17 protein-coding genes are annotated in these 19737 nt (G+C 52.3%); 6 read left to right on the plus strand and 11 right to left on the minus strand.

Annotation, left to right across the window (positions count from 1 at the left end):
- Positions 1–179 precede the first annotated feature (179 nt).
- Both ACRRUX_RS17560 and ACRRUX_RS17565 read left to right on the plus strand, forming a co-directional pair.
- Positions 180–710, plus strand: coding sequence for a DUF2780 domain-containing protein (locus ACRRUX_RS17560; RefSeq protein WP_432532728.1), 531 nt, complete (start codon positions 180–182; stop codon positions 708–710).
- 157 nt (positions 711–867) lie between these two features.
- Positions 868–1317: a TerB family tellurite resistance protein gene (locus ACRRUX_RS17565; RefSeq protein ID WP_432532730.1), complete on the plus strand. Its 450-nt coding sequence runs from the start codon at positions 868–870 to the stop codon at positions 1315–1317.
- A gap of 84 nt (positions 1318–1401) precedes the next feature.
- On the opposite strand, the gene ACRRUX_RS17570 is transcribed toward ACRRUX_RS17565, so the two are convergent.
- Together ACRRUX_RS17570 and yjeH are read right to left on the minus strand one after the other, a co-directional pair.
- Complete coding sequence (locus ACRRUX_RS17570) at positions 1402–2229, minus strand: HDOD domain-containing protein (RefSeq protein ID WP_432532732.1); 828 nt, start codon at positions 2227–2229, stop codon at positions 1402–1404.
- A gap of 131 nt (positions 2230–2360) precedes the next feature.
- Complete coding sequence (gene yjeH / locus ACRRUX_RS17575) at positions 2361–3602, minus strand: L-methionine/branched-chain amino acid transporter (RefSeq protein WP_432532734.1); 1242 nt, start codon at positions 3600–3602, stop codon at positions 2361–2363.
- Positions 3603–4426: 824 nt separating this feature from the next.
- Here yjeH and ACRRUX_RS17580 point away from each other — a divergent pair.
- A complete protein-coding gene (locus ACRRUX_RS17580; RefSeq protein ID WP_432532736.1) occupies positions 4427–4837 on the plus strand; it encodes an ExbD/TolR family protein in 411 nt (136 codons plus the stop codon).
- A gap of 213 nt (positions 4838–5050) precedes the next feature.
- On the opposite strand, the gene ACRRUX_RS17585 is transcribed toward ACRRUX_RS17580, so the two are convergent.
- Positions 5051–5527: a hypothetical protein gene (locus tag ACRRUX_RS17585; protein WP_432532738.1), complete on the minus strand. Its 477-nt coding sequence runs from the start codon at positions 5525–5527 to the stop codon at positions 5051–5053.
- Between the two features lie 328 nt (positions 5528–5855).
- Between ACRRUX_RS17585 and ACRRUX_RS17590 the strand changes: the two genes are divergently transcribed.
- Positions 5856–6119, plus strand: a complete 264-nt coding sequence (locus ACRRUX_RS17590) for a hypothetical protein (protein ID WP_432532740.1) — start codon at positions 5856–5858, stop codon at positions 6117–6119.
- Between the two features lie 62 nt (positions 6120–6181).
- Here the strand turns inward: ACRRUX_RS17590 and ACRRUX_RS17595 are convergent, their stop codons facing one another.
- Positions 6182–6541, minus strand: a complete 360-nt coding sequence (locus tag ACRRUX_RS17595) for a DsrE/DsrF/TusD sulfur relay family protein (RefSeq protein WP_432532742.1) — start codon at positions 6539–6541, stop codon at positions 6182–6184.
- Between the two features lie 1354 nt (positions 6542–7895).
- Between ACRRUX_RS17595 and ACRRUX_RS17600 the strand changes: the two genes are divergently transcribed.
- Positions 7896–8378, plus strand: coding sequence for a hypothetical protein (locus ACRRUX_RS17600; protein ID WP_432532744.1), 483 nt, complete (start codon positions 7896–7898; stop codon positions 8376–8378).
- A gap of 17 nt (positions 8379–8395) precedes the next feature.
- Positions 8396–9001 (plus strand): ImmA/IrrE family metallo-endopeptidase, encoded by a 606-nt coding sequence (locus ACRRUX_RS17605; protein ID WP_432532746.1) that lies wholly within the window; start codon positions 8396–8398, stop codon positions 8999–9001.
- Positions 9002–9642: 641 nt separating this feature from the next.
- On the opposite strand, the gene ACRRUX_RS17610 is transcribed toward ACRRUX_RS17605, so the two are convergent.
- The 7 genes from ACRRUX_RS17610 to ACRRUX_RS17640 all read right to left on the minus strand — a co-directional run bounded on the left by ACRRUX_RS17610 (position 9643) and on the right by ACRRUX_RS17640 (position 19733).
- Positions 9643–10104 carry a hypothetical protein gene (locus tag ACRRUX_RS17610; protein WP_432532748.1) on the minus strand — a complete coding sequence of 154 codons (462 nt, stop codon included), beginning with the start codon at positions 10102–10104 and terminating at the stop codon, positions 9643–9645.
- Between the two features lie 512 nt (positions 10105–10616).
- Positions 10617–11279 carry a TorD/DmsD family molecular chaperone gene (locus tag ACRRUX_RS17615; RefSeq protein WP_432532750.1) on the minus strand — a complete coding sequence of 221 codons (663 nt, stop codon included), beginning with the start codon at positions 11277–11279 and terminating at the stop codon, positions 10617–10619.
- 457 nt (positions 11280–11736) lie between these two features.
- Positions 11737–12471, minus strand: coding sequence for a DMSO/selenate family reductase complex B subunit (locus ACRRUX_RS17620; RefSeq protein WP_432532752.1), 735 nt, complete (start codon positions 12469–12471; stop codon positions 11737–11739).
- 3 nt (positions 12472–12474) lie between these two features.
- Positions 12475–15030, minus strand: coding sequence for a DMSO/selenate family reductase complex A subunit (locus ACRRUX_RS17625; protein ID WP_432532754.1), 2556 nt, complete (start codon positions 15028–15030; stop codon positions 12475–12477).
- A gap of 673 nt (positions 15031–15703) precedes the next feature.
- Positions 15704–16378 (minus strand): TorD/DmsD family molecular chaperone, encoded by a 675-nt coding sequence (locus ACRRUX_RS17630; protein WP_432532756.1) that lies wholly within the window; start codon positions 16376–16378, stop codon positions 15704–15706.
- Between the two features lie 161 nt (positions 16379–16539).
- A complete protein-coding gene (locus ACRRUX_RS17635; protein ID WP_432532758.1) occupies positions 16540–17220 on the minus strand; it encodes a 4Fe-4S dicluster domain-containing protein in 681 nt (226 codons plus the stop codon).
- 14 nt (positions 17221–17234) lie between these two features.
- Positions 17235–19733, minus strand: a complete 2499-nt coding sequence (locus ACRRUX_RS17640) for a DMSO/selenate family reductase complex A subunit (RefSeq protein WP_432532772.1) — start codon at positions 19731–19733, stop codon at positions 17235–17237.
- Positions 19734–19737: the final 4 nt, after the last annotated feature.

Below are 19737 nucleotides of genomic sequence, written 5' to 3' on the forward strand. Positions count from 1 at the left end.
CCGATTCCACAGGATTCTGCGGCTAAGAATACCCAAAATCCCGCGCCCTTGCACCGTCTGTAAACAATCCGCTCCGGATACCCGGCAGCCCGCCACCGCAACAGACAGAAAACTATGCAACCAAAATGTAAAACAGGCTAATATGAGGCTCTTTGGAACCACAGGAAGGTGCTATCACCATGAAAAAATCCATCAGCGGCAGCCTGTTGCTGCTCAGTGCGCTGACGCTGCCGGCTCATGCCGGTTGGTTTGACAATCTGTTTGGCGGCAGCCAATCACAGACAGAATCCAGCAAACCCGCCACTCAGGCGCTGGCCGACAACCCTCTGGTCAGTGATGTCATGGGACAACTGGGACTCAACCAGCAACAGGCAGAAGGTGGCTTGGGGACATTGCTCAATGTCGCCAAATCCTCACTGGATGGTGGTCAGTTTTCCCAACTTACCAAAGATATTCCAGGTGCCGATCTGTTGATGGCTGCAGCCCCATTGCTGAACCAGAGCGAAGGTATGTCCGGACTGCTGTCTCAGGCAGGTGAACTGGGACAATCCCTGCAGGGCGGCGCCATGATCTATGATGCCTTTGAAAAATTGGGAATATCCAAAGATCTGGCCATGCCGATGATCGAATTGGTGAAACAGTATCTGCAACAGAACTCGGGAGCTGAATCGGTCAATCTGCTGACTCAGGGGTTAAGCAGTTTCCTGTAAACCTTGTCGGGGCGATGCCCTCGCCCCGTCGCGCTATCTGATTTTCCCGCCCTGATTAAACTGGTTTCATCTCTGCAGCATCAACAGGCTGCTGATGCTGTGTTGTGCAACAAGATTTGCTAATCTTAGGCCATTACGCCAATGATCCAGGTTACCTATGATTGCCAAGCTGAAACAATTCCTGACCGCTCATCTGCATGCGCAAACCCCCGAAGAAAAGCAGCGCCATCTGGATTTGGCTGCCGCCAGTATGCTGCTGGAAGTGGTCTATGCCGATGACGTTTTGTCGGCAGAGGAGGACAATCTGCTGCCAAAAGTGATGCAGCAGACTTTAGGGCTTACTGAACAGGATGCCAGCGAGCTAATCGCCGAGGCCAGGGGGCACCAGCAGCAGGCAACCTCCCTGTACGAATTCACCAATGAGATCAATGATGCCTTCACCCTGGAGCAGAAACAGAAGCTGGTGCTGGCCATGTGGCAACTGGCCTATGCCGACGGCAAGTTATGCCAGTATGAGGATCAAATCATTCGTCGGATGTCAGATCTGCTTTACCTGAAACACTCTGAGCTAATCCAGCTGAGAAATCGCGCCATGGCAATGCGCTGATACCAGCGGCGTCATATCAAAGAACAAGCCGGCAAATGCCGGCTTGTTTGCAATCAATTGGGGGCTTGCGATTGTCTGTGCCAATCAGGCCAGCATCTTGCCAATTTCATATCCCTGTCCACGGGAGGCTTCCAGAGTCTTGGCCAGATCCGACATCTGCAGTCTCAGGCCAGCGTTGGCGGCCTGCTGCGAAATCCAACTGGAGCGGTCGGTTTCACATACTTCATCCCAACCGGCGATAATGGCCTTGGCCGTATGCAGCAAACCAGCCAAAGGCGAATAGGGACGGGAACGTTTGGGTTGATACTGAAAACGGATCCCATCCACCAGCTGTAATGGAAACTTCCAGTTCTCAGCAAGCAGCGCTCCCAGCGCAGCAGAATCAAATCCCAGCACCCGTTCTTCAGCTTCAGGTTTACTCAAGCCACGGGCAATTTCATCTTTGATCTCCAATATCTTGTCGGGTGCGACAACGGCGATCAGCATGTCACCAATATTGTGCAGAATAGCGCAGGTAAATGCGGCGTCTGACTCAACACCATCCACTTTCTTTGCCATGGCCTGACAGTGCACTGCAACTTCAAAGGTATGGCCCCAGAAGTCAGCCAGATCAAAACCCTCTATGGAGGGCATGGCACTGACCACTGACGATGCGATCACCAGTGTACGCAGTTTCTCCATACCAAGGCGGATAACGGCTTCATCCAGCGTCGCCACCTCCCGACTGCGACCAAAATAGGCCGAGTTCGCCATACGTAAAACCCTGGCAGTAATCAGCTGATCTTTTGAAACTTTTTCAGCAATCCCCTTGATAGTGGCAGACTCATCATTCACTGCGTCCAGCAATTCACTGATAGCCTTGGGCAACCGGGGCAGGTCGTCGATTCGTTGCAGTAGCGCCGCAGATCCCATAATTTTTCTCCTTTTCTCGCCTATAGGAAAATATAGACGAGGGGTTTTGCATCTGCGTTTTTTTTATACTGCAGTTAAGTGTCACCCCACTCCGATGATTGATCAACACTGTCAGTCAAGGGACGAAATTATCAGTGGGGGATTAACGGGTTCTGTGCTCGTACCCGACTTCGTATATACAGGCCAACCGCCACCAGTGACGTAATCACGACCCCATACAACATATCGCCCCCCAGACTCCAGGCCATCAGGCAGCAAAAGCCCACGCCCAGCCACATTGCCCAGCGATAGCCCGCAGGCAACAATCTGAATGCCGACAACATAGCGCCCAGATAGATGATCACAAACACCCCGTTGACCCACACCACCAGCGATTCAAGATCCACCTGCCACCAGTGCACCGTCGCAGTAACAACGGTGGCCGCAACCAGCATCACCGACATAGCCACAACTGGCACCCGCTGCTTGTTTGTGCGGCTGAGCACAGCGGGCAACACACCCTGCTCGCTGAAACTTGCCATCAATCTGGCCGTTCCTGCGCAGTAGACATTCACAGTCGCCAGACTGGAGGCCAGGCCAAGCAGACAAATGACCCATTGCCCCTGCCCACCCACCAGCTCATCGAAAATCCCGGCCATCGCCAGAGATTCATCATTGGGATAGGACAACACCAACCAGGTACAGGCCAGATACAACAAGCCTACCAACACCGTGCCACCTATCATGGCAAGCTTCATATCCTGTCTTGGCGATTTAAACTCTGCCGCCAGATGGGTCATGGCTTCGAGCCCCAGAAAACTCCAGAAGGCGATGGCGAGTGCCGACATAACGCCGTCCCCCATGGCTGCAGACCAATGACTGGTTTGCCGCCCTTCCAGGGTGCCGGACATCACCAGCATCAGTACCACCACGGCAACCATCGCCAGTGTCAGAGCCATCTGCATTCGTGCCGACAGTTGCAAACCCGGCCAGTTGATCAGCAGCAGAAAAACCAGAGTGCCAAGTTGTATATACAAGGGAGTATCACCGCTGAATGGATACAAGGCATGCACAAACTCATAGCCCATCAACAAGGCAGCAGGCATCCCCAAAGGCACAACCAGCAGAAAAATCAGCCCCACTGTCCGCCCTGCCCTGACCCCGAAAGCCTTCTCCACAAAATACGCCGGACCTCCGGCATGGGGATAACGCCCAGCCAGCCCGGCAAAGACGATGGCGACAGGAATAATCGCCAGTGTCAGCACCAGCCAGGCTGTTAAGGCCTGTCCACCCGCAGCTGCTGCGGTCAGCTGGGGCAAGATGAACACTCCGGTTCCCAATAGGGTGGTCGCCACCAGACTGGCCCCTTGCCAACGACCGATTGTCGCACTCATGTCAAACTCCATGACGTTCAAATTGTCACCAGTATATTGAACATCCCCCCGCCGAGAGAATGCCTATTCGAGCCACAGCAATAAACTGATACCAATCCGCATCGAAGATTGATCTCATCAGAGCCATGTCAGCCATTCGAGTACAAGCGAAATTGGTGACGACATAGTGGTTCTCTGACAAAAGCAATTTGATGCAGTAATCGTGTGGCCGACTTACCTCTCGAAGGGCGAGTTTTAAAAGGCGTGCATACTGCCCAGAGCCTGCTGTTGTAAACAAGAGGTGATTTATCCCGATAGATCTTTGATTGCTCTGATTGTCTTCACACCTTTAAGTTCTCGCTGAGTAACTAAACTCCTATGCGAATTGGTATTACTGCGGCCAGAATATGGAAAGCCTGAGTGCCCCGAGCACTCGAGCTACTGGCGCAGTGAAATCCTATGCAGCTTATATACACAACTATTCACACAACAGCGTTGGATCCGGACATTTCCGGTCAACCATTCCCGGCCGAAAAACCAATGCCTGTCAGCCTCTGTGCGCTCTGCGCCGATTTTGCACAAAACTTGTTGATCGAGGTCAAAAAACGACCAAATAGTCGGTTTCAGCTGCTGGTCTAGTCTGTGAGTTCGTGCCTACTATGACCTGGGGAATGCTTGCGAAGTCTCGGGGCATGGGCGATGACATATGCCTCGAATCCAACACCCGGAAAGCTGCACAGCACATCCACCGGACAGATTGGTGCATTCCCCCGGCGACTGACATTCAAACAACTCCGCCTGCCCGAAAATGGAAGACAGGCAGACTCCTGACCGTGGAGATGACTATGGCACGCAAAAGATACGCTTCTGAAATGGAAGAAACCAAAATCGACATGACGCCACTGCTGGATATCGTGTTCATCATGTTGATCTTTTTTATTGTCACTACCTCGTTTGTAAAGCCGACCGGAGTCGCCTATGACTCGCCGGAATCCAGCTCCCAGCCCAACTCCAAAAAGGGTGAAAACATTCTGATCACAGTCAACAAGACAGGTATCATCAAAATCGCCAACCGTCAGGTCGATATTGAGCGGCTCACCGCCAATATTGAGCAGATGCGTGCCGAAGCCCCGGAAGCATCGGTATTGATCCTGGCCGACAAAGAAACCCGTCACGGTCTGGTGGTGAAAGTAATGGATCAGGCAAAAACCGCCGGGGTTGAAAAGGTCTCTGTCGCTCAGTCCAGAGAACAGTAAATGTAATTCTTTTTCCGCACTCGTTTTATCAAGACCGCATATCCAGAATGCGGTTTTTTATTGCAACAATTCCCTCAGCAGCCCCTGGCAGCAAAACCTTAATCCACCGGTTTCACTTCACCGGTGACAACGCACCTCAGTGCCACCAAACACTCTGTGCACACATTTATCATCGGATAATTAACGCGTTAACAATCAGACATCCACTCAGCCTCACTGCGCTTCGGCCTCAATGCCGACCCATTTGTGGCGGGCTTCAATGTCGCCAAACAGCGGGTGCCCAGAGTCATAATAAGCCTCTGGCATCACATGCCTCAGTCCGGCGGTGGTTAACCTGGCATCTTCACTTTTGGTTACGCGTCTGACCCGATAAAGCCTGGCGATCAGCGCAATAACGGCGCAGGCATCAGGCTTGGGCAGTTGCGTCAGCTCACGATAGATCACCGCCATCGGGACAACATGTTCAAATACTCTCGGCTCATCAGGATTGGCAGCGGCATATTTTGACAGTGGCGCACTCTTTTTGTATTTATCCAGCGCCCGCTGATCGCTGCGGGTCACCAGACCAAATACATGGCAAAACACGCCATTAATCGGCTCGCGAAACGATGCGGCACCATCAATGCCCGCCGCCAGCATAGCGACAATCGCATTAGCATAACCCATTGCCTTGGGATCGGTTAATTTCATGCAGACTTTCATTAAATCCAACTACGCAGCGCACAAATAGCTGAGCAGCTGGCAAACAGCAGCATTAATCAGCTCAAGGCTGCCAAGTGTCTGTAATGGCACGATGCAGAACAATCAGTTATCCGGGATAACCGTACATTGGCCGCGGATACAAACGGCGGCCCCCCCCCCCTGGGGTACTGGCAAATATTAGCAGCAGATTATATTTGTAAGCTGTCGATAAATGTCTGACTATGCAATGACTGACGCCATGCTCAGGGCAATAGCCGGGTTACCGGGCCCGCGCCTTGAGCACCTCCATTTATGCTGAATCACAAGGACTGAATCGATGAAAGGAATGTCTCTGATATTCGCAGTGCTCTTACTTCAGGGCTGCACCTCAAGCTGGATTGGTTTATCCAACCACGACAAGGAGGGTCACCGCGATGGCGAGGCGGACGCCGCTGAGCTGATCATTAATGTTCCCCGCGCCATTGCTGGTGCAGATCCCTGCAAAAACGGCCACCCGGACGACATTAAAAAATGTCAGGCTGAACGTCAAAAGCAAACAGAGGCATTGAATGACAGCATCCGCAACCGGACACAAAACTGATCCGTCTGCGCCGCGGCTTACTTTCACCCCATACAGATCTGGCGACAATGACATCCAGCGCCTTAAACGTGGATCACCTTGTCACTGCCCAGGGTGAAGCGGCTCAGTTCCACCAGAGTGCTGATCTGCGCGCCTTCAATCAATCGGGACTCATCCACGCCACGCATCTGGCAGCAGGTTTTGCACAGATGCACCTCAACACCCTGCGCCATCAGAATCTCCAGCATCTGACCTATGTGATAGCTCAAATCCGGGGTGTGCTGACCGCTTAACGCCGCCACCACGGCATCCGACATTAAGAACAGTCGTTGCCTGATTGGCGTGTCAGCGTGCTCCTGCAGCGCCAGCGCAATACGCAGCGCGTTATAGGTTTTCTCACTGCCATAAGGGCTGTCGTGCAGTACCGTCAGAATCGTGGTCATGTCTGTTTCTCGCATGAAAATAATCTCGACCTACAAGATAACGCCAGCCAAGGTCGATGCGCTATACGTCAGATCAATGCATTGATGGAGGTGGCTTTTGCGCCACCAATGGTATGGACTTGTTGCCCTTGCAGGGCATGCCGCTGAAAGCGGCGGACATCGAAGCCTTCCAGGCTTCACCCGGGCAAAGTGCTTTGCTTGCCCAAAGCACTCTGCACACGAAAGGGCACCCCAACCGAAGTTGTTACCCATCGTGCATCGCATGCAATTGACGTAACCGGCGTCGATTCACCGTCCATGGCTCAGCGCCGCCTATGTCATCATCCCTGATGACATTTACTATTGCATCCAATCCCCTCTGGCAACTTCGGACGGGGACTCGGTGCAATCTGCATATCCACTGCAATTCTGTTGCTGGCGGCATAAAGACTTTCTAAAGCTATCCGCTCTATCAAGCGCCCAAATTACCAACAGCATCTTTGTGTTTATTTTCCCTTATAGCCAGAGGTTTTAAGCGCGGTTTCAGCACCAAAAGGCGATCGTCTTATGCCTGCAATCCTCAACAGGATATTCAACCAAAACAACAAGATGTGAGATATGGCTTACATACCCACCACACGCATGCTGATAAATTAACCGCACAAATCACAAACACCCTGCCTACCGGAGCCAAACCGATGGGCGGTAGCGTACGTTATGGATGACACCCCGTTCATGGAGATTAAGCAAGTCTATACAAACAGCTACACCTCCAAACCTTAGAAAACCCTTAACCAAGAACAACGCATCACTACAACACACTAACAGAAGCCATTCTGACAGGCCTTAACACTACAAAGAAAAAAATGCGCAGCACGCCAAACCAAAAAACGTAGTTATGAGACTTTTCCTACAGATTCAATCACTTCAAAATGGTACATTAGCAGAAATTACTTACACCGCTGCTAGCCGGAGCCAAACCGACGGGCGGTAGCTTGTCAAAATTCTATGGATTTAAAAATCTGCCCAACATGAAAGCTCAAACACCTTCCATTAGGGAACATATTTTCGACAATCCAAGATATATGCAACAACAGTTCAAGTATTTACAGGTAAAAATACAAAAACGTCACATAATTTTGGCAAGGCATATAATCTGCTTAAATATAAGTTCTTCCACATTTGTAAAAATATAATAAGCCACTGAATTATGTGGTCATAGAAAATGTCAATAAACTGTAAAGAGTTCAACTTCCTTATTGATAGGAAATCTGTATTTTCATCCAGCGACATACCATCATTAGTTGCTTATAACAAATGTCTAACTAATGAAATAGACTCTCTGATATCGACTACTAAAAAATTAGAGAAAGATTTGGATGATAGTAAGAAAAATATAGAGTTATTATCACAATCAATTGCATACAATCGAAAAGAATTTGAAAGTAATGTGAATAAAGCTACTGAAATCCAACAGCAAAACTATCAAAATTTCTCAAATATGTTCGAGAGTTCTCATGCAAGTTACTCGAATCATCTAACGGCCATGGGTGTCATACTCGCTCTCTCTGGAGCGGCTTTTATTTTTTCTTTAAGGGCATATAAAAATAGAGAAATTCAACAACTAAAAGACGAAACTCTTTCAGAGGTCACAGCAGCAATCACTAAAAAAGGTGTAGTTAAGAATCTTGTAGAGGTGTCTTTAACAGAATCTAAGATAATTGACATTTTAGATACCAGATTAAATACCATTGCGAATGGGTTAGAGCAACAAATTATAAATAGAATAAAAGATAAAGAACTATACCAACAAAATAATGGAAATTCAGGCCCGGCGTTGTCCGATATTATAAAATAAACAGTGAGGGAGAGGTTATGCTGATAACTGTCAACAAAAAAATCACCTTTTCTGAAATAAATGAAATAACTTCTGCTCAAGATATACTCAGAAAAGTATATGGAGATCTAGACTCGATTGAATTGCCAATTGATGTTGATTTCATTATTGGAACAATTGAGGGGGTGACTCTCAATGAGCATTTAGACTTTGACAATTTGGATACCGCTGGCTTTGTCAAAGTTAAACGTGACGATACTAATAAAGTGAGTAGTGTATCTATCTGGGCAAACCCAACAGAATGTGAAACTAGAAAACGATTTACTAAAGCACATGAGGTTGGACATCTTGTTTATGATATATTCCCTGCCTTAGATGATTGCAATGCAAATGAAACAATCATAGACCGTCTAGATAGAAAAGATGGTTGTAATAGTTTTGTTGAACAAAGAGCGAATAGGTTCGCCGCTGAATTATTAATGCCAGCAAATTTAGTTCATAAAGAGGTATCAAAGCTAGTCGATCACTATAAATCGAAAAATGAAAAAATTTCTTTAGATGAAGCAATTCAGGCATTGTCACATAAATTCAAAACATCTAAAGAAGCGATGAAATTTCGTTTAAAGAACCTATCCATAATATAATGAATACCAGCATAATAGAAAGAAGCCACTGATATAGTGGCTTTTTTTTTAGAAGTCTAAAAACCACTCACAGAAAGCCCCCCCCAGACGATAGCGCTAGAATACCCGACAAAACACTTCACTTAAATTCACTTCGATATACAGGCGCCTCAGCGACAAGCCCTGCAAGGGCTAAACTTGTCCCGCAGGGACCTGTGACGGCACGTCACACCCAACTTTGCGAAGCGCCAAACATCAAACCAAGTAAAGATGGTTAAAAAGAAAGATGGAAGAAAGATGGGACAGCCATAACTTTCACTCCGTAGCTGCAAAATACACCAGTCCCCGTCCGGAGTTGCCGGAGGGATTAGGTTGTAATAGCGGGCGCTGTCATGGATGACAGCGTAAATGTCGCTGAGCCATGGACGGTGAATCGACACTGGTCGCGTCCATTGCAAGCTAATCACGATGGGTTACAACTTCGGTTGGGGCGTCCTTGGGGTTGTTAGGGGTATTGGACGAGCAATACCCCTGACCCGGGTGTGGGCTGGAAGTCCACGACGTTAGGTCGCGTCAGCGGCCATGTCCCGCAGGGACAAACCTACCTCTGTGGCTGAAAGCCACATCAAGCAAGTGACTCTGGCAGTCACCCTCTGCCCTACCTACACCATGTTTCTCGAACTATTGCGTCTTTGACGATACAAACCCTCCAACTGCTCACTGAACTTAATCATCTGCTCGCGCTGCAGTATGGCGTGGTCGTCCAGTGATTCGGTGGCGGTATCCAGCGCAATGCGTTTGGCCAGTGCCAGGATGAGCTGCTCGGCCTGACTCAGGCCGCCGGACTGCACTTCTTTGATGAACAGCAGGCGGAAGCAGTCGTGGAACACCGAGATCAACATGCTGTTCGTCAACATGAATCTGTCTGAACGCTCGGGGTCTTTGGCAAATCTGGCATCATCGGCCTGATAGCTCATGGCAGCGATCAGGTTGCAGACTGTGGTCAACGAAGTCGCGCCGCCAAACAGCTCGGCTATGCCTGGTCTGGATGCCAGCTCCAGCGCCAACTGATGGGCAAACTCCGCCTTGCTCCACTGATCGCCAAGGGCGTTAATCACACTCATACATCACTTCCTAAAAATACCTGCCTAAGCGTCTAGCACGTTCAAAAGCAATCTACCACAGAGCGCTGCGCTACACAGAGAACACTGAGGAAAAGCGAGTAAGCACTAACGCTTTAGCCTTTCTCTGTGACCTCGGTGGTTCAAACTTTTGCCTTTTAAAAGCAATCCACCACGAAGCGCTTCGCTACACAGAGAACACGAAGGAGAAGCGCTAACGCTTTGGCTTTTCTCAGTGACCTCTGTGTCCTCTGTGGTTCAGGCTTTTGCCTTTTAAAAGCGATCCACCACGAAGCGCTACGCTTCACGAAGAGCACGAAGGAGAAGCACATGAAGATCAGATTATGAGCCTTCGCTTGTCTTCGTGTCCTTCGTGGTTCAATGCTTTCGCCTTTAAACCGACCTACTACGGAGCACTTCGCTGCACAGAGAGCACTGAGGAAAAGCGAGTAAGCACTAACGCTTTAGCCTTTCTCTGTGACCTCTGTGTCCTCTGTGGTTCAGGCTTTTATTCTTCAGTGCATTGTGTCGCTTTTGTGGCTGACCAATTGAGCTTCCAGCTGTGCCTGCAGGGTTTGCAGGTAGTTCAGGGTCAGGGGTGCCAGTGCGCGGTAGAAATCGGTTTTGGCATTGGCGGCCAGCAGCTCAATACACTTGGGTGCAAATGGCATCAGGTATTCGCGCAGTAGGCGGGCCGTCCAGGCGGTGCTGAAAGCGACATCATCATAAGAGTCCATAAAGGCCGGGATCGCACCTTCTTCTGTCGCCAATGCATTAGCGATGACGGCCAGCATCAACCCCAGATGATCGACCGGCTCATTGCGGGTGGAGTCCAGCTCCAATCCGGATTCACGATAGAAGGCCACCAGCGCCTGAGTGCTGACATCATTCAATAATCCGGTCTCACACAGGTACACACTGCCCCATGGCGGACACAGAGGCACACCCGGGCCAACAAACAGGCGGGTGTAATCCAGCAGCAGTTCATCCATGGTCGCACTCTGCTTGTCCATCAGCTCACAGGCTTGCATCACCTCTGGGGAGCTGTCGCCCAGCGGCCACTGCTCGGCAAAGGGGATTTCAGCCACCATCTCCATCAGGCCTTCTGACGGGCGCTCAAACCACAGGTTGTGAAGGATCTGAGCCATGGCCTGCATTTCGTCGCGATCGATATTCATTAATTCTTAACTCTGTAAAAAGGCTTGCCTAATCGCCCAACTTCCTCATCGAAAGTACTCATCTATAAAACTCTTCTTTGCTTCAAAGAGATGCCGTGCTTTCGATTTGAACTTGAACGATTATCCGTCGCCCGTGTAACCGTCAGGTATGGTGCGAACCTGAGACAAAAGAAGGTGCATTATGCACCTTCCCTGGTCAAAGCCGATATGTTCCATATCCGCTTTTGATACTGAATCTGATTTTTGTGTTGGCACGCTCAATCGATGCGCTTCGTCAGAGGCTGACCGTCGAAAACATGGGTAAGTGTTTATCCCAGATAAACGTGCTCACGAACGAGAGCCATGGATGGCGAACTGGCTCTTGTTCATGGACGAATTTGTTTTCGCCGAGCGTCCAAGGATGGATTCACCGCGTGTCAGCTGAGACGAAGGGCATCGCAAGATGCTAATGCAGCCTTTAAACCTCGGCTGGGTTCAGAACGCTGCCCTCAACCAAGTTGAGTTTTGGCTCACTGCCCACTGGCCATGGCTGGCTGTAGCAGATCCCCAGCGTCTCTTTCACCGGACGACCGTGGCGGTTGGCCTTGATGATCAGGTTCGGCTTGGTGATCTCAGGGGATGGCAGCGGCGCGATATGACCATCGCCATTGCCATACTTGGCCTTGAGGTTATCCATGGTGTCGAAATCCAGCGCGCGCAGCGGGCAGGACTCCACACAGATAGGCTGACGGCCAACGGCCAGACGCTCAAAACAGCCGTCGCACTTGGTCATCACCTTGCGCTCAGGGTCCAGCTGCGGCGCATCGTATGGGCAGGCACAGGCGCAGCTTTCACAGCCGATACACAGCTCCTGGTTCACGTGCACCAGGCCATCTTCCTTACGCTTGTGCATGGCACCGGTCGGGCAATATTTTACGCAGGCTGGCTCGTTGCAGTGGTTACAGCCGATAGACATGTAGTAAGCGAACACGTTCTGCTCGAAGGTGCCATCCTCTTTGGTGACCCACTCGCCACCGCCGTACTCGTACACGCGGCGCCACAGCACGCCCTTCATGGCAGAGATGCCTTTGGCTCCCTCACCCTGACCACGCTGCTGGCCGACCATGCGATCTTTACAGGCCACGTGGCAGGTCTTGCAACCGGTACACTTGGTGGTGTCGAGGTAAAAACCATATTGAACTTGAGGTTTCATGGATTATGCCTCCTTCTTCGCGGCAATCTGTACACGGTTGGTGTGCTGTGGATTCCCCTTCACAATCGGGGTTGGGTGGTACTTGGTCAGCACGTTCAGCGCGCCGTTCACATCCACAGGACGACCTTTCTGGTCTTTGTCTGTGCCTGGCTTGTACCAGCGGCCTTCACCCATGGCGACTACGCCCGGAGCGATACGCGGGGTGATGCGCACCGGCAATTCAGTCATGCCGCGATCGTTCCACACCCGCACGGTTTCGCCTGAGGTCAGGTTGCGCGCGCTGGCATCCATTGGGTTCATCCATACCGCGTCTTCCGCCGCTTCACGCAGCCAGGGCACGTTGTCGTAGCTTGAGTGCACCCGGCCTTTGGTGTGGTAACCAATCAGTTGCAGCGGATACTGGGCAGCAGTTTCTTTATCTTCATAGCCATCCCAGGTCACCACGTACTGAGGCAGAGTAGTGATCTTGTAGCGATCGGCCAGTTGCTCAGGGCTGAAGCGCTGACGCTCCTCAGCACTCCAGTAATCCTGCAGCTGCCAGTTGGCGCGCTTGTCGGCCATCAGCAGGGAGAAGATCTCAATCTTTCCCGATGGGGTCTTCACGCCGTAGGCATCTTCCTTACCCTGTACCCAGTCCTGCAGCACCACAAAGCTCTCCGGCATGTACTTACGGAATACGCCCTGCTTGGTGGCCTCTGTGTAGGTGGCTGGCAGGCCGATATCCGGGTTGTTGGCGCGGGTCTGGGCGTACAGCTCGTTGTTCCAGTCAGCTACGGTTTTGCCTTCTGTGTAGTCATCGCAGTTCATGGCCTTGGCCAGACCAGCACAGATGTCATACATGTTTTTGGCTTCGCCCAGCGGCTTCACGCCTGTGCTCATCATGGTCATGTAACCCATTTGACCTGAGGCGTAGGAGTCGCCGGCCAGATCGTCGGATTCCAGCCAGGTGGCGGCAGGCAGAATGTAGTCGGCGTAACGGGCAGATGGGGTCATCCAGCAATCACACACCACAATCAGTTCACACTTGCTGGTGTCGGACAAAATGGCGGTGGTGCCATTGATATCTGAGTGCTGGTTAACGATGGCGTTACCCGACACATTGATAATGGCCTTGATGTTGGAGTCCAGCTTATCCGCACCTTTGAGGTTGTGGGTGTAAGGGGTGAACTCAGTGCCGCGCTCAATCGCTTCGGCAAAGGTGAATACCGGAATGGTGGCCTTGACCGCATTGTCACCGATATCGATACCGGCGACGCCCAGACCATAGTTCATCGGCATGGCACCGGTATTTACGCCGGGCTGACCCAGCTTACCTGTCAGGATTGGCAGCATGTACAGGGCACGCACCGCCTGATCGCCGTTGGCATGACGGCTGACACCGGCACCGATACTGATGTAAGGCGCTTTGGCATTCATGATGGCATGGGCCAGCTCACGAATTTGCGCAGCGCTGATACCACAGCGAGCCGCCGCCCACTCAGGAGTGCGCGCAAGACCCGTGTAGGTGCCCAGAATGTAATCTTTGTAGTTCTCTTTCGGATCCACCAAAGCCGCATAGCGCTGCTGCTCGGCATCATCTGAGGCAGCCCACTCGGCCTTGAAGGTTTCCAGCGAGGCAAAGTCATAACCCAGACAGTGCTTGTCGAGGAAGGCCTTGGAGTTGGCATCGATCCAGCCAGAGGTAATCATCTCGTGGGCGATGGCTTCGGCCAGCGCCGCATCGGTACCGGGGCGGATTGGCAACCACTTGTGCTCTTTACCCAGCATGGAGTCGGTGTAGCGGGTATCGACCATGTACACCTTGATGTCGCCCGGGTGGTTATTCAGCGCCTGCACGAAGTCATAGCCTTCGCCGCTGCCACTCATACGCATTTCGTTGGGGTTGAAGGCCACGCCAACAAACAGGTCAGCGTTGGCGATTTCTGCCAGACGCGAGCCATAGTAAGCATGACCGGCATCACCGAAGGTGGCCTCGGCTGCCGAGTACAACTGCGCCCAGGAGTAGTCCCAGTGGTGATCCAGATAGCCGCCGGTTTTGTTCAGCAGACGCTGCCAAACCTGATAACCGGCAAAGCCGTAGTAAGCGCCACTGCGGTAGTGGAAGTAAGTAGACGCAGGGCCGTGCTCGGCGCGGATTTTAGCCAGCTTTTCGCCGACTTCCTGATACGCCTGCTCCCAGCTGATCGCCACAAACTGGTCGACTTCGCCGGTGCGGGTGGCGCCGATGCGCTTCATCGGGGTACGCAGACGGTCCGGTGCATAGGTACGCTGGCGCAGTGAGCGGCCACGGGTACAACAACGGATCTGATGGTTGTCGCCGTACTGATCTGAGGTTTCATGATCAGTTTCGATGCGGGTGATCACCCCATCACGGCTGAATACTTTAATCGGGCAGTTTGAACCACAGTTCACCAGACAGGCAGACCAGTTCTGCACTTCTTCACCTGTGGGCTGCACCGGCTTGGTGAACACCTTGTCTTTGGTGTTCGGGGTACAGGCACTGACGGTTGCGGCACAGCCCATGGCTGCACTCATTTTCAAGAAACTTCTGCGTTCCAATTTACTTATCCTCTCAGGACAATGTTCAGCTTTGGGTCGGCGGCGCTAGTATGCCGGCCCACGGCAGGTATCCGGGGTTGGGGAGCCTGGGTCTGTTGCCACAGGTTTGATGTCTGTCAGCGCGGGCAAAGATCCAAAACGCTGCAGGCGCTGCCATCTGGCAGAAATGTGGAGGGTTTCACTGAATATCTGGCCCCTGAAGACCTGTGCGCGACACCTTGCTCCCAACGGATCGATTATTAATCTTCCAGCAGAGGTATTCTAAAAGAGGGATTTGCCAAAATTGGATTTGTTATATTCCGTAGGTGAAATATTGAGGGCGGACGCGCATAACCTGATGATTTGCGGAGACGATCACAGTTCACCATTACCGACAGGCAACCTGAGCGCAAATGCAACTGAATGAATTTTTGATATTTTTCGCTCGGCGGCAATTTCCCGCATCACAAATATCAAAAAAACGTGATCGCTCTGTAACAGACACGCGCAAACACCGGCGCACCTGAGTGTGAGCCAGTTCAAAAAACAAAGTCAACACTTGGGAAGGAGCGAATAAGTCCCGTGCGTGCTCTGCGGGGACTTGTTCGCACCTTCCCTTATGCCCGGCCACAGCTGGCAAATGCAAATGCTTATCAGCTATGGCTTATTCCGGCACTACTGGCCGCAACATGTATCAGCGGAACAGTCTGGCGGGCGTCACCACCACACTGAAATCCTCGCTCAGCTGCGTGAGGAAATCCTCCGCCAGCAAGGCCACGCCAAAGTAGAACTCCGTCTGCGCGTGCTCGGCGGCCAGCTCCAGGCAACGGCCTGACCAGGGCAGCAGATGCTTGCCCAGCAGCAACTGCACGAACTGCTTCAGCTCGGTGTTGCCCCGCTCCTGCGCCAGTCGTCCCAGCGTCGAATCCAGCACGGCAAAGAAAAAGCCAATATGGTCCACCGGCTGATGATTGGGCAGCTTGAGCTCAACCCCGTGTACCTTGTAGAAATCCATCAGGGCCACTGTACTGCGGTCATTGAGCAGTTGCTCTTCGCCCAGATACACAGAGCCCTGGGGGACAGCCCTGGGCTCACCCGGACCAAAAAACAACTGACCATAGTCCAGCTGCAGCTCAGTCAGCTGGCTGTCGTCCCACTGCTGCAGGAAGTGGCTCAGCGCTTCGCGGCCGACACGATTGGCTTCACGGCTGCCAGTGTCACCGGCAAACGCAGGCCAGGTCGCCGGCACATCGTTGTCGATAAAATCCCGAATTAACTGAGCATCGGGATACTGGCTGAGCAAATGAAACAGGATGCGGGCAATACCCTGATATTCTTCAAAAGGCAGATTGGTAAATGGTGTTTTCATTTATCTTTCAACTAAATCACTTGAGCCAGGCTGGCTATCCCAAAAACGTCTGCCACAAACGGTTTTGGGATAGCAAACAGTTAAACAGTTAGTAAGAGACGCGGCCTTATCAGCCAAACGTCTCTTATACCTGTCATCCCCCGCGACTGCAGGGGACTACATCACACTTCTGATGGGTTCAGTACCTTACCAGCACCGCTGCCTGCCGGCTGACCATTGCGGTTGGCCTTGATGATCAGGTTTGGTGAAGTAATGCCTTCGCTTGGCAGTGGCGCAATATGACCGTCACCCTTGCCGTATTTCTCTTCCAGCACATCCATTCTGTCGAAGTCCAGCGCACGCAGCGGGCAGGACTCTACACAGGTCGGCTTCTTGCCGGCTGCCAGACGCTCGTAACAGCCGTCACACTTGGTCATTACCTTGCGCTCACGGTCGATTTGTGGCGCATCGTAAGGACAGGCACGGGCACAGCTTTCACAGCCGATACACAGGTCTTCAGCCACATGCACCAGACCATCTTCACGACGCTTGTGCATGGCACCGGTTGGACAGGCTTTCACACACACAGGCTCAGAGCAGTGGTTACAGCCAATGGACATGTAGTAGGCAAATACGTTGTTCTCGAACACCTTGGTCGCAGGGTTCATGGTGCAGCTGCCACCGCCGTATTCGTATACACGACGCCAGGTTACGCCTTTGAGGCTTGGCACGCCGCCGTTCATTGGATTCTGATTGCCACGGATCAGGTCCGCCTGACGATCCTTACAGGACACATGGCAGGCCTTACAGCCGGTGCACTTGGTGGTATCAACATAGAAACCGTATTGAGTTGGTTGAGTCATTTACAAGTGCTCCCTTAAGCTTTGCGGATCTGAACACGGATAGTCAGCTGTGGGTTACCTTTGGCAACCGGACTTGGCATGTAGCGGGTCAGGGTGTTAACCGCGCCGCCGATGTCAATTGGACGTCCCTGAGCGTCTTTGCCGCCCTTGGTGTCGGCCAGATACCAGGCGCCCTGCCCCAGAGCCACTACGTTAGGTGCCACACGTGGGGTGATCTTCACCGGTACCTGAATGGCACCGCGAGCGTTGTACACCACAACCTGATCACCTGCGCCCAAACCGTAAGCGTCAGCATCAATCTGGTTCATCCACAGGGCATCTTCCACCGCTTCACGCAGCCATGGCACGTTGTGATAGCTGGAGTGGGTACGGCCCTTGGTGTGATAAGTCGCCAGCTGCAGCGGATACTCCTGCGCAGTCTCGTTATCTTCATAGCCATCCCAGGTCACTGTGTACTGAGGGATCGCCGTGATGGTGTCCCCCTTCACTTTGTTCTGTTCCCAGTTGACAGCGCGCCATGCCAGCTCGGCTGAGTAGATCTCAATTTTGCCGGATGGTGTAGACAGTGGCTTGCCACCGTTAACGAAGCTGTCCAGCGCCACATAGTTCAGGTTCATGTCTTTGCGGAACACACCGACTTTCTGCGCTTCGGCATAGGTCGCCGGGAAATCCACACCGCTGTTCTTGGACATTACAATCGTCTTCTGATACAGCTCTTCCAGCCACTCGGCTTCAGTCTTGCCTTCGGTGAATGATGCGCCAACGCCCATCTTGTCAGCGATCATGGCGGCGGCTTCGTACATGGACTTACAGTCCCACATTGGCTCAACAGCGGCAGACATGGCTGTCAGGTAACCCAGCGCACCGGCGGCGTAGGAGTTGTCCACCAGATCGTTGGACTCCAGCCAGCTGGTATCAGGCAGGATGATGTCAGCAAACTTGGCACCCGGGGTCATCCAGCAGTCACAGGACACGATAAACAGGTCCGGTGCTTCACGCAGAATGCGGGCGGTGTTGTTGATCTCGGCGTGCTGGTTCAGCAGCGAGCTGTCAGACGCAGAGAAGATAAAGTGGATATTGGTACCCAGCTTCTCATCCAGATCTTTGGTGCCACGGATAGCATGGGTGCGGGCAGTAAAGTTGGCACCATTTTCAACCGCTTCGGTCCAGGTAAAGAAGGAGATGGATTCTTTCACCGGGTTGCTGAGCGCAGGAATACCGGCGCGGCCCATACCGCTCATGTATGGCAGCTCACCGTTGGACACACCGCGCTGACCCAGCTTGCCGGTCAGCACTGACAGCATGTACAGGGCACGCATGTTCTGCTCACCGTTGGCCTGACGGTTTACACCGGCGCCAATCACAATGTACGGACGCTGGGCATTCATCAGATCGTCAGCGATCGAGCGGATCGCCTGAGCAGAAATACCACACACCTGCTCGGCCCACTCAGGCGTGCGCGGCTCAGTGTAAATACCCTGACCCAGAATGTAATCACGGTAGTTGTCAGCAGGGTTCATATGCTTGGCATATTCCACCAGCTTGGCATCGCCACTGGCTGCAAATTTGGCTTTTTGCGCTTCGATAGACGCCGCATCAAAGCCCACAGTGTGCTTGTTGATGAAGTCCAGCGAGTGGGTGTCAACCCAGCCAGTGCTGATCATCTGGTATGCCACGGCTTCAGCAAAGGCCGCATCGGTACCCGGACGGATTGGCAGCCACTGACCTTCTTTACCCAGCATGGAATCGGTGTAGCGCGGATCGATCATCACGATCTTCAGATCCGGATTCTTTTCCAGCGCCTTGATGAAGTCATAGCCTTCACCGGAGCCGGACTGACGGATTTCGTTGGGGTTGTAAGCCACACCCAGGAAGAAATCACTGTCTTCGATGGTGTTGGTGGACGAGCCATCGGTACAGTAAGTGCCGAAGGTATGCTTGGCCGCTTCCATCATCTGTGCCCAGGAGTAGTTACCATAAGCATTCAGACAGCCGCCCACCAGGTTGAACAGACGGTTGAAGTTGGCATTGGAGGCAAAACCGTAATAAGCACCTGAGCCGTAAGAACGGAATACCGCCTTGTTGCCGTACTGGTTGATCACCCGCTGCAGGTTGTCGGCGATAGTCTGAGTCGCTTCATCCCAGCTGATTGGCACAAACTTGCCTTCGCCACGCTCACCCACACGCTTCATCGGTGTCTTCAGACGATCCGGCGCATAGGTACGCTGGCGCAGTGAACGACCACGGGCACAGGCACGGATCTGGTGCAGGCCGTAGTTATCTTCCACTTCATGGTCGGTCTCTACCCGGGTGATCACGCCATCACGGCTGAACACCTTGATGGGGCAGTTGGAGCCACAGTTCACCAGACAGGAAGACCAGTTAACCTTCTCTGCGCTGACAGGTGGCTGTGGTGGCACTACGTTGGCGTCCTTCGAGCTGGAGTTACAGCCGGACACGGTTGCCGCGCAGCCCAGTGCGGCACTCATTTTCAAGAAACTTCTGCGTTCCATTGTA

This window comes from Shewanella sp. GXUN23E (genome assembly GCF_050865035.1).
Classification (GTDB): domain Bacteria; phylum Pseudomonadota; class Gammaproteobacteria; order Enterobacterales; family Shewanellaceae; genus Shewanella.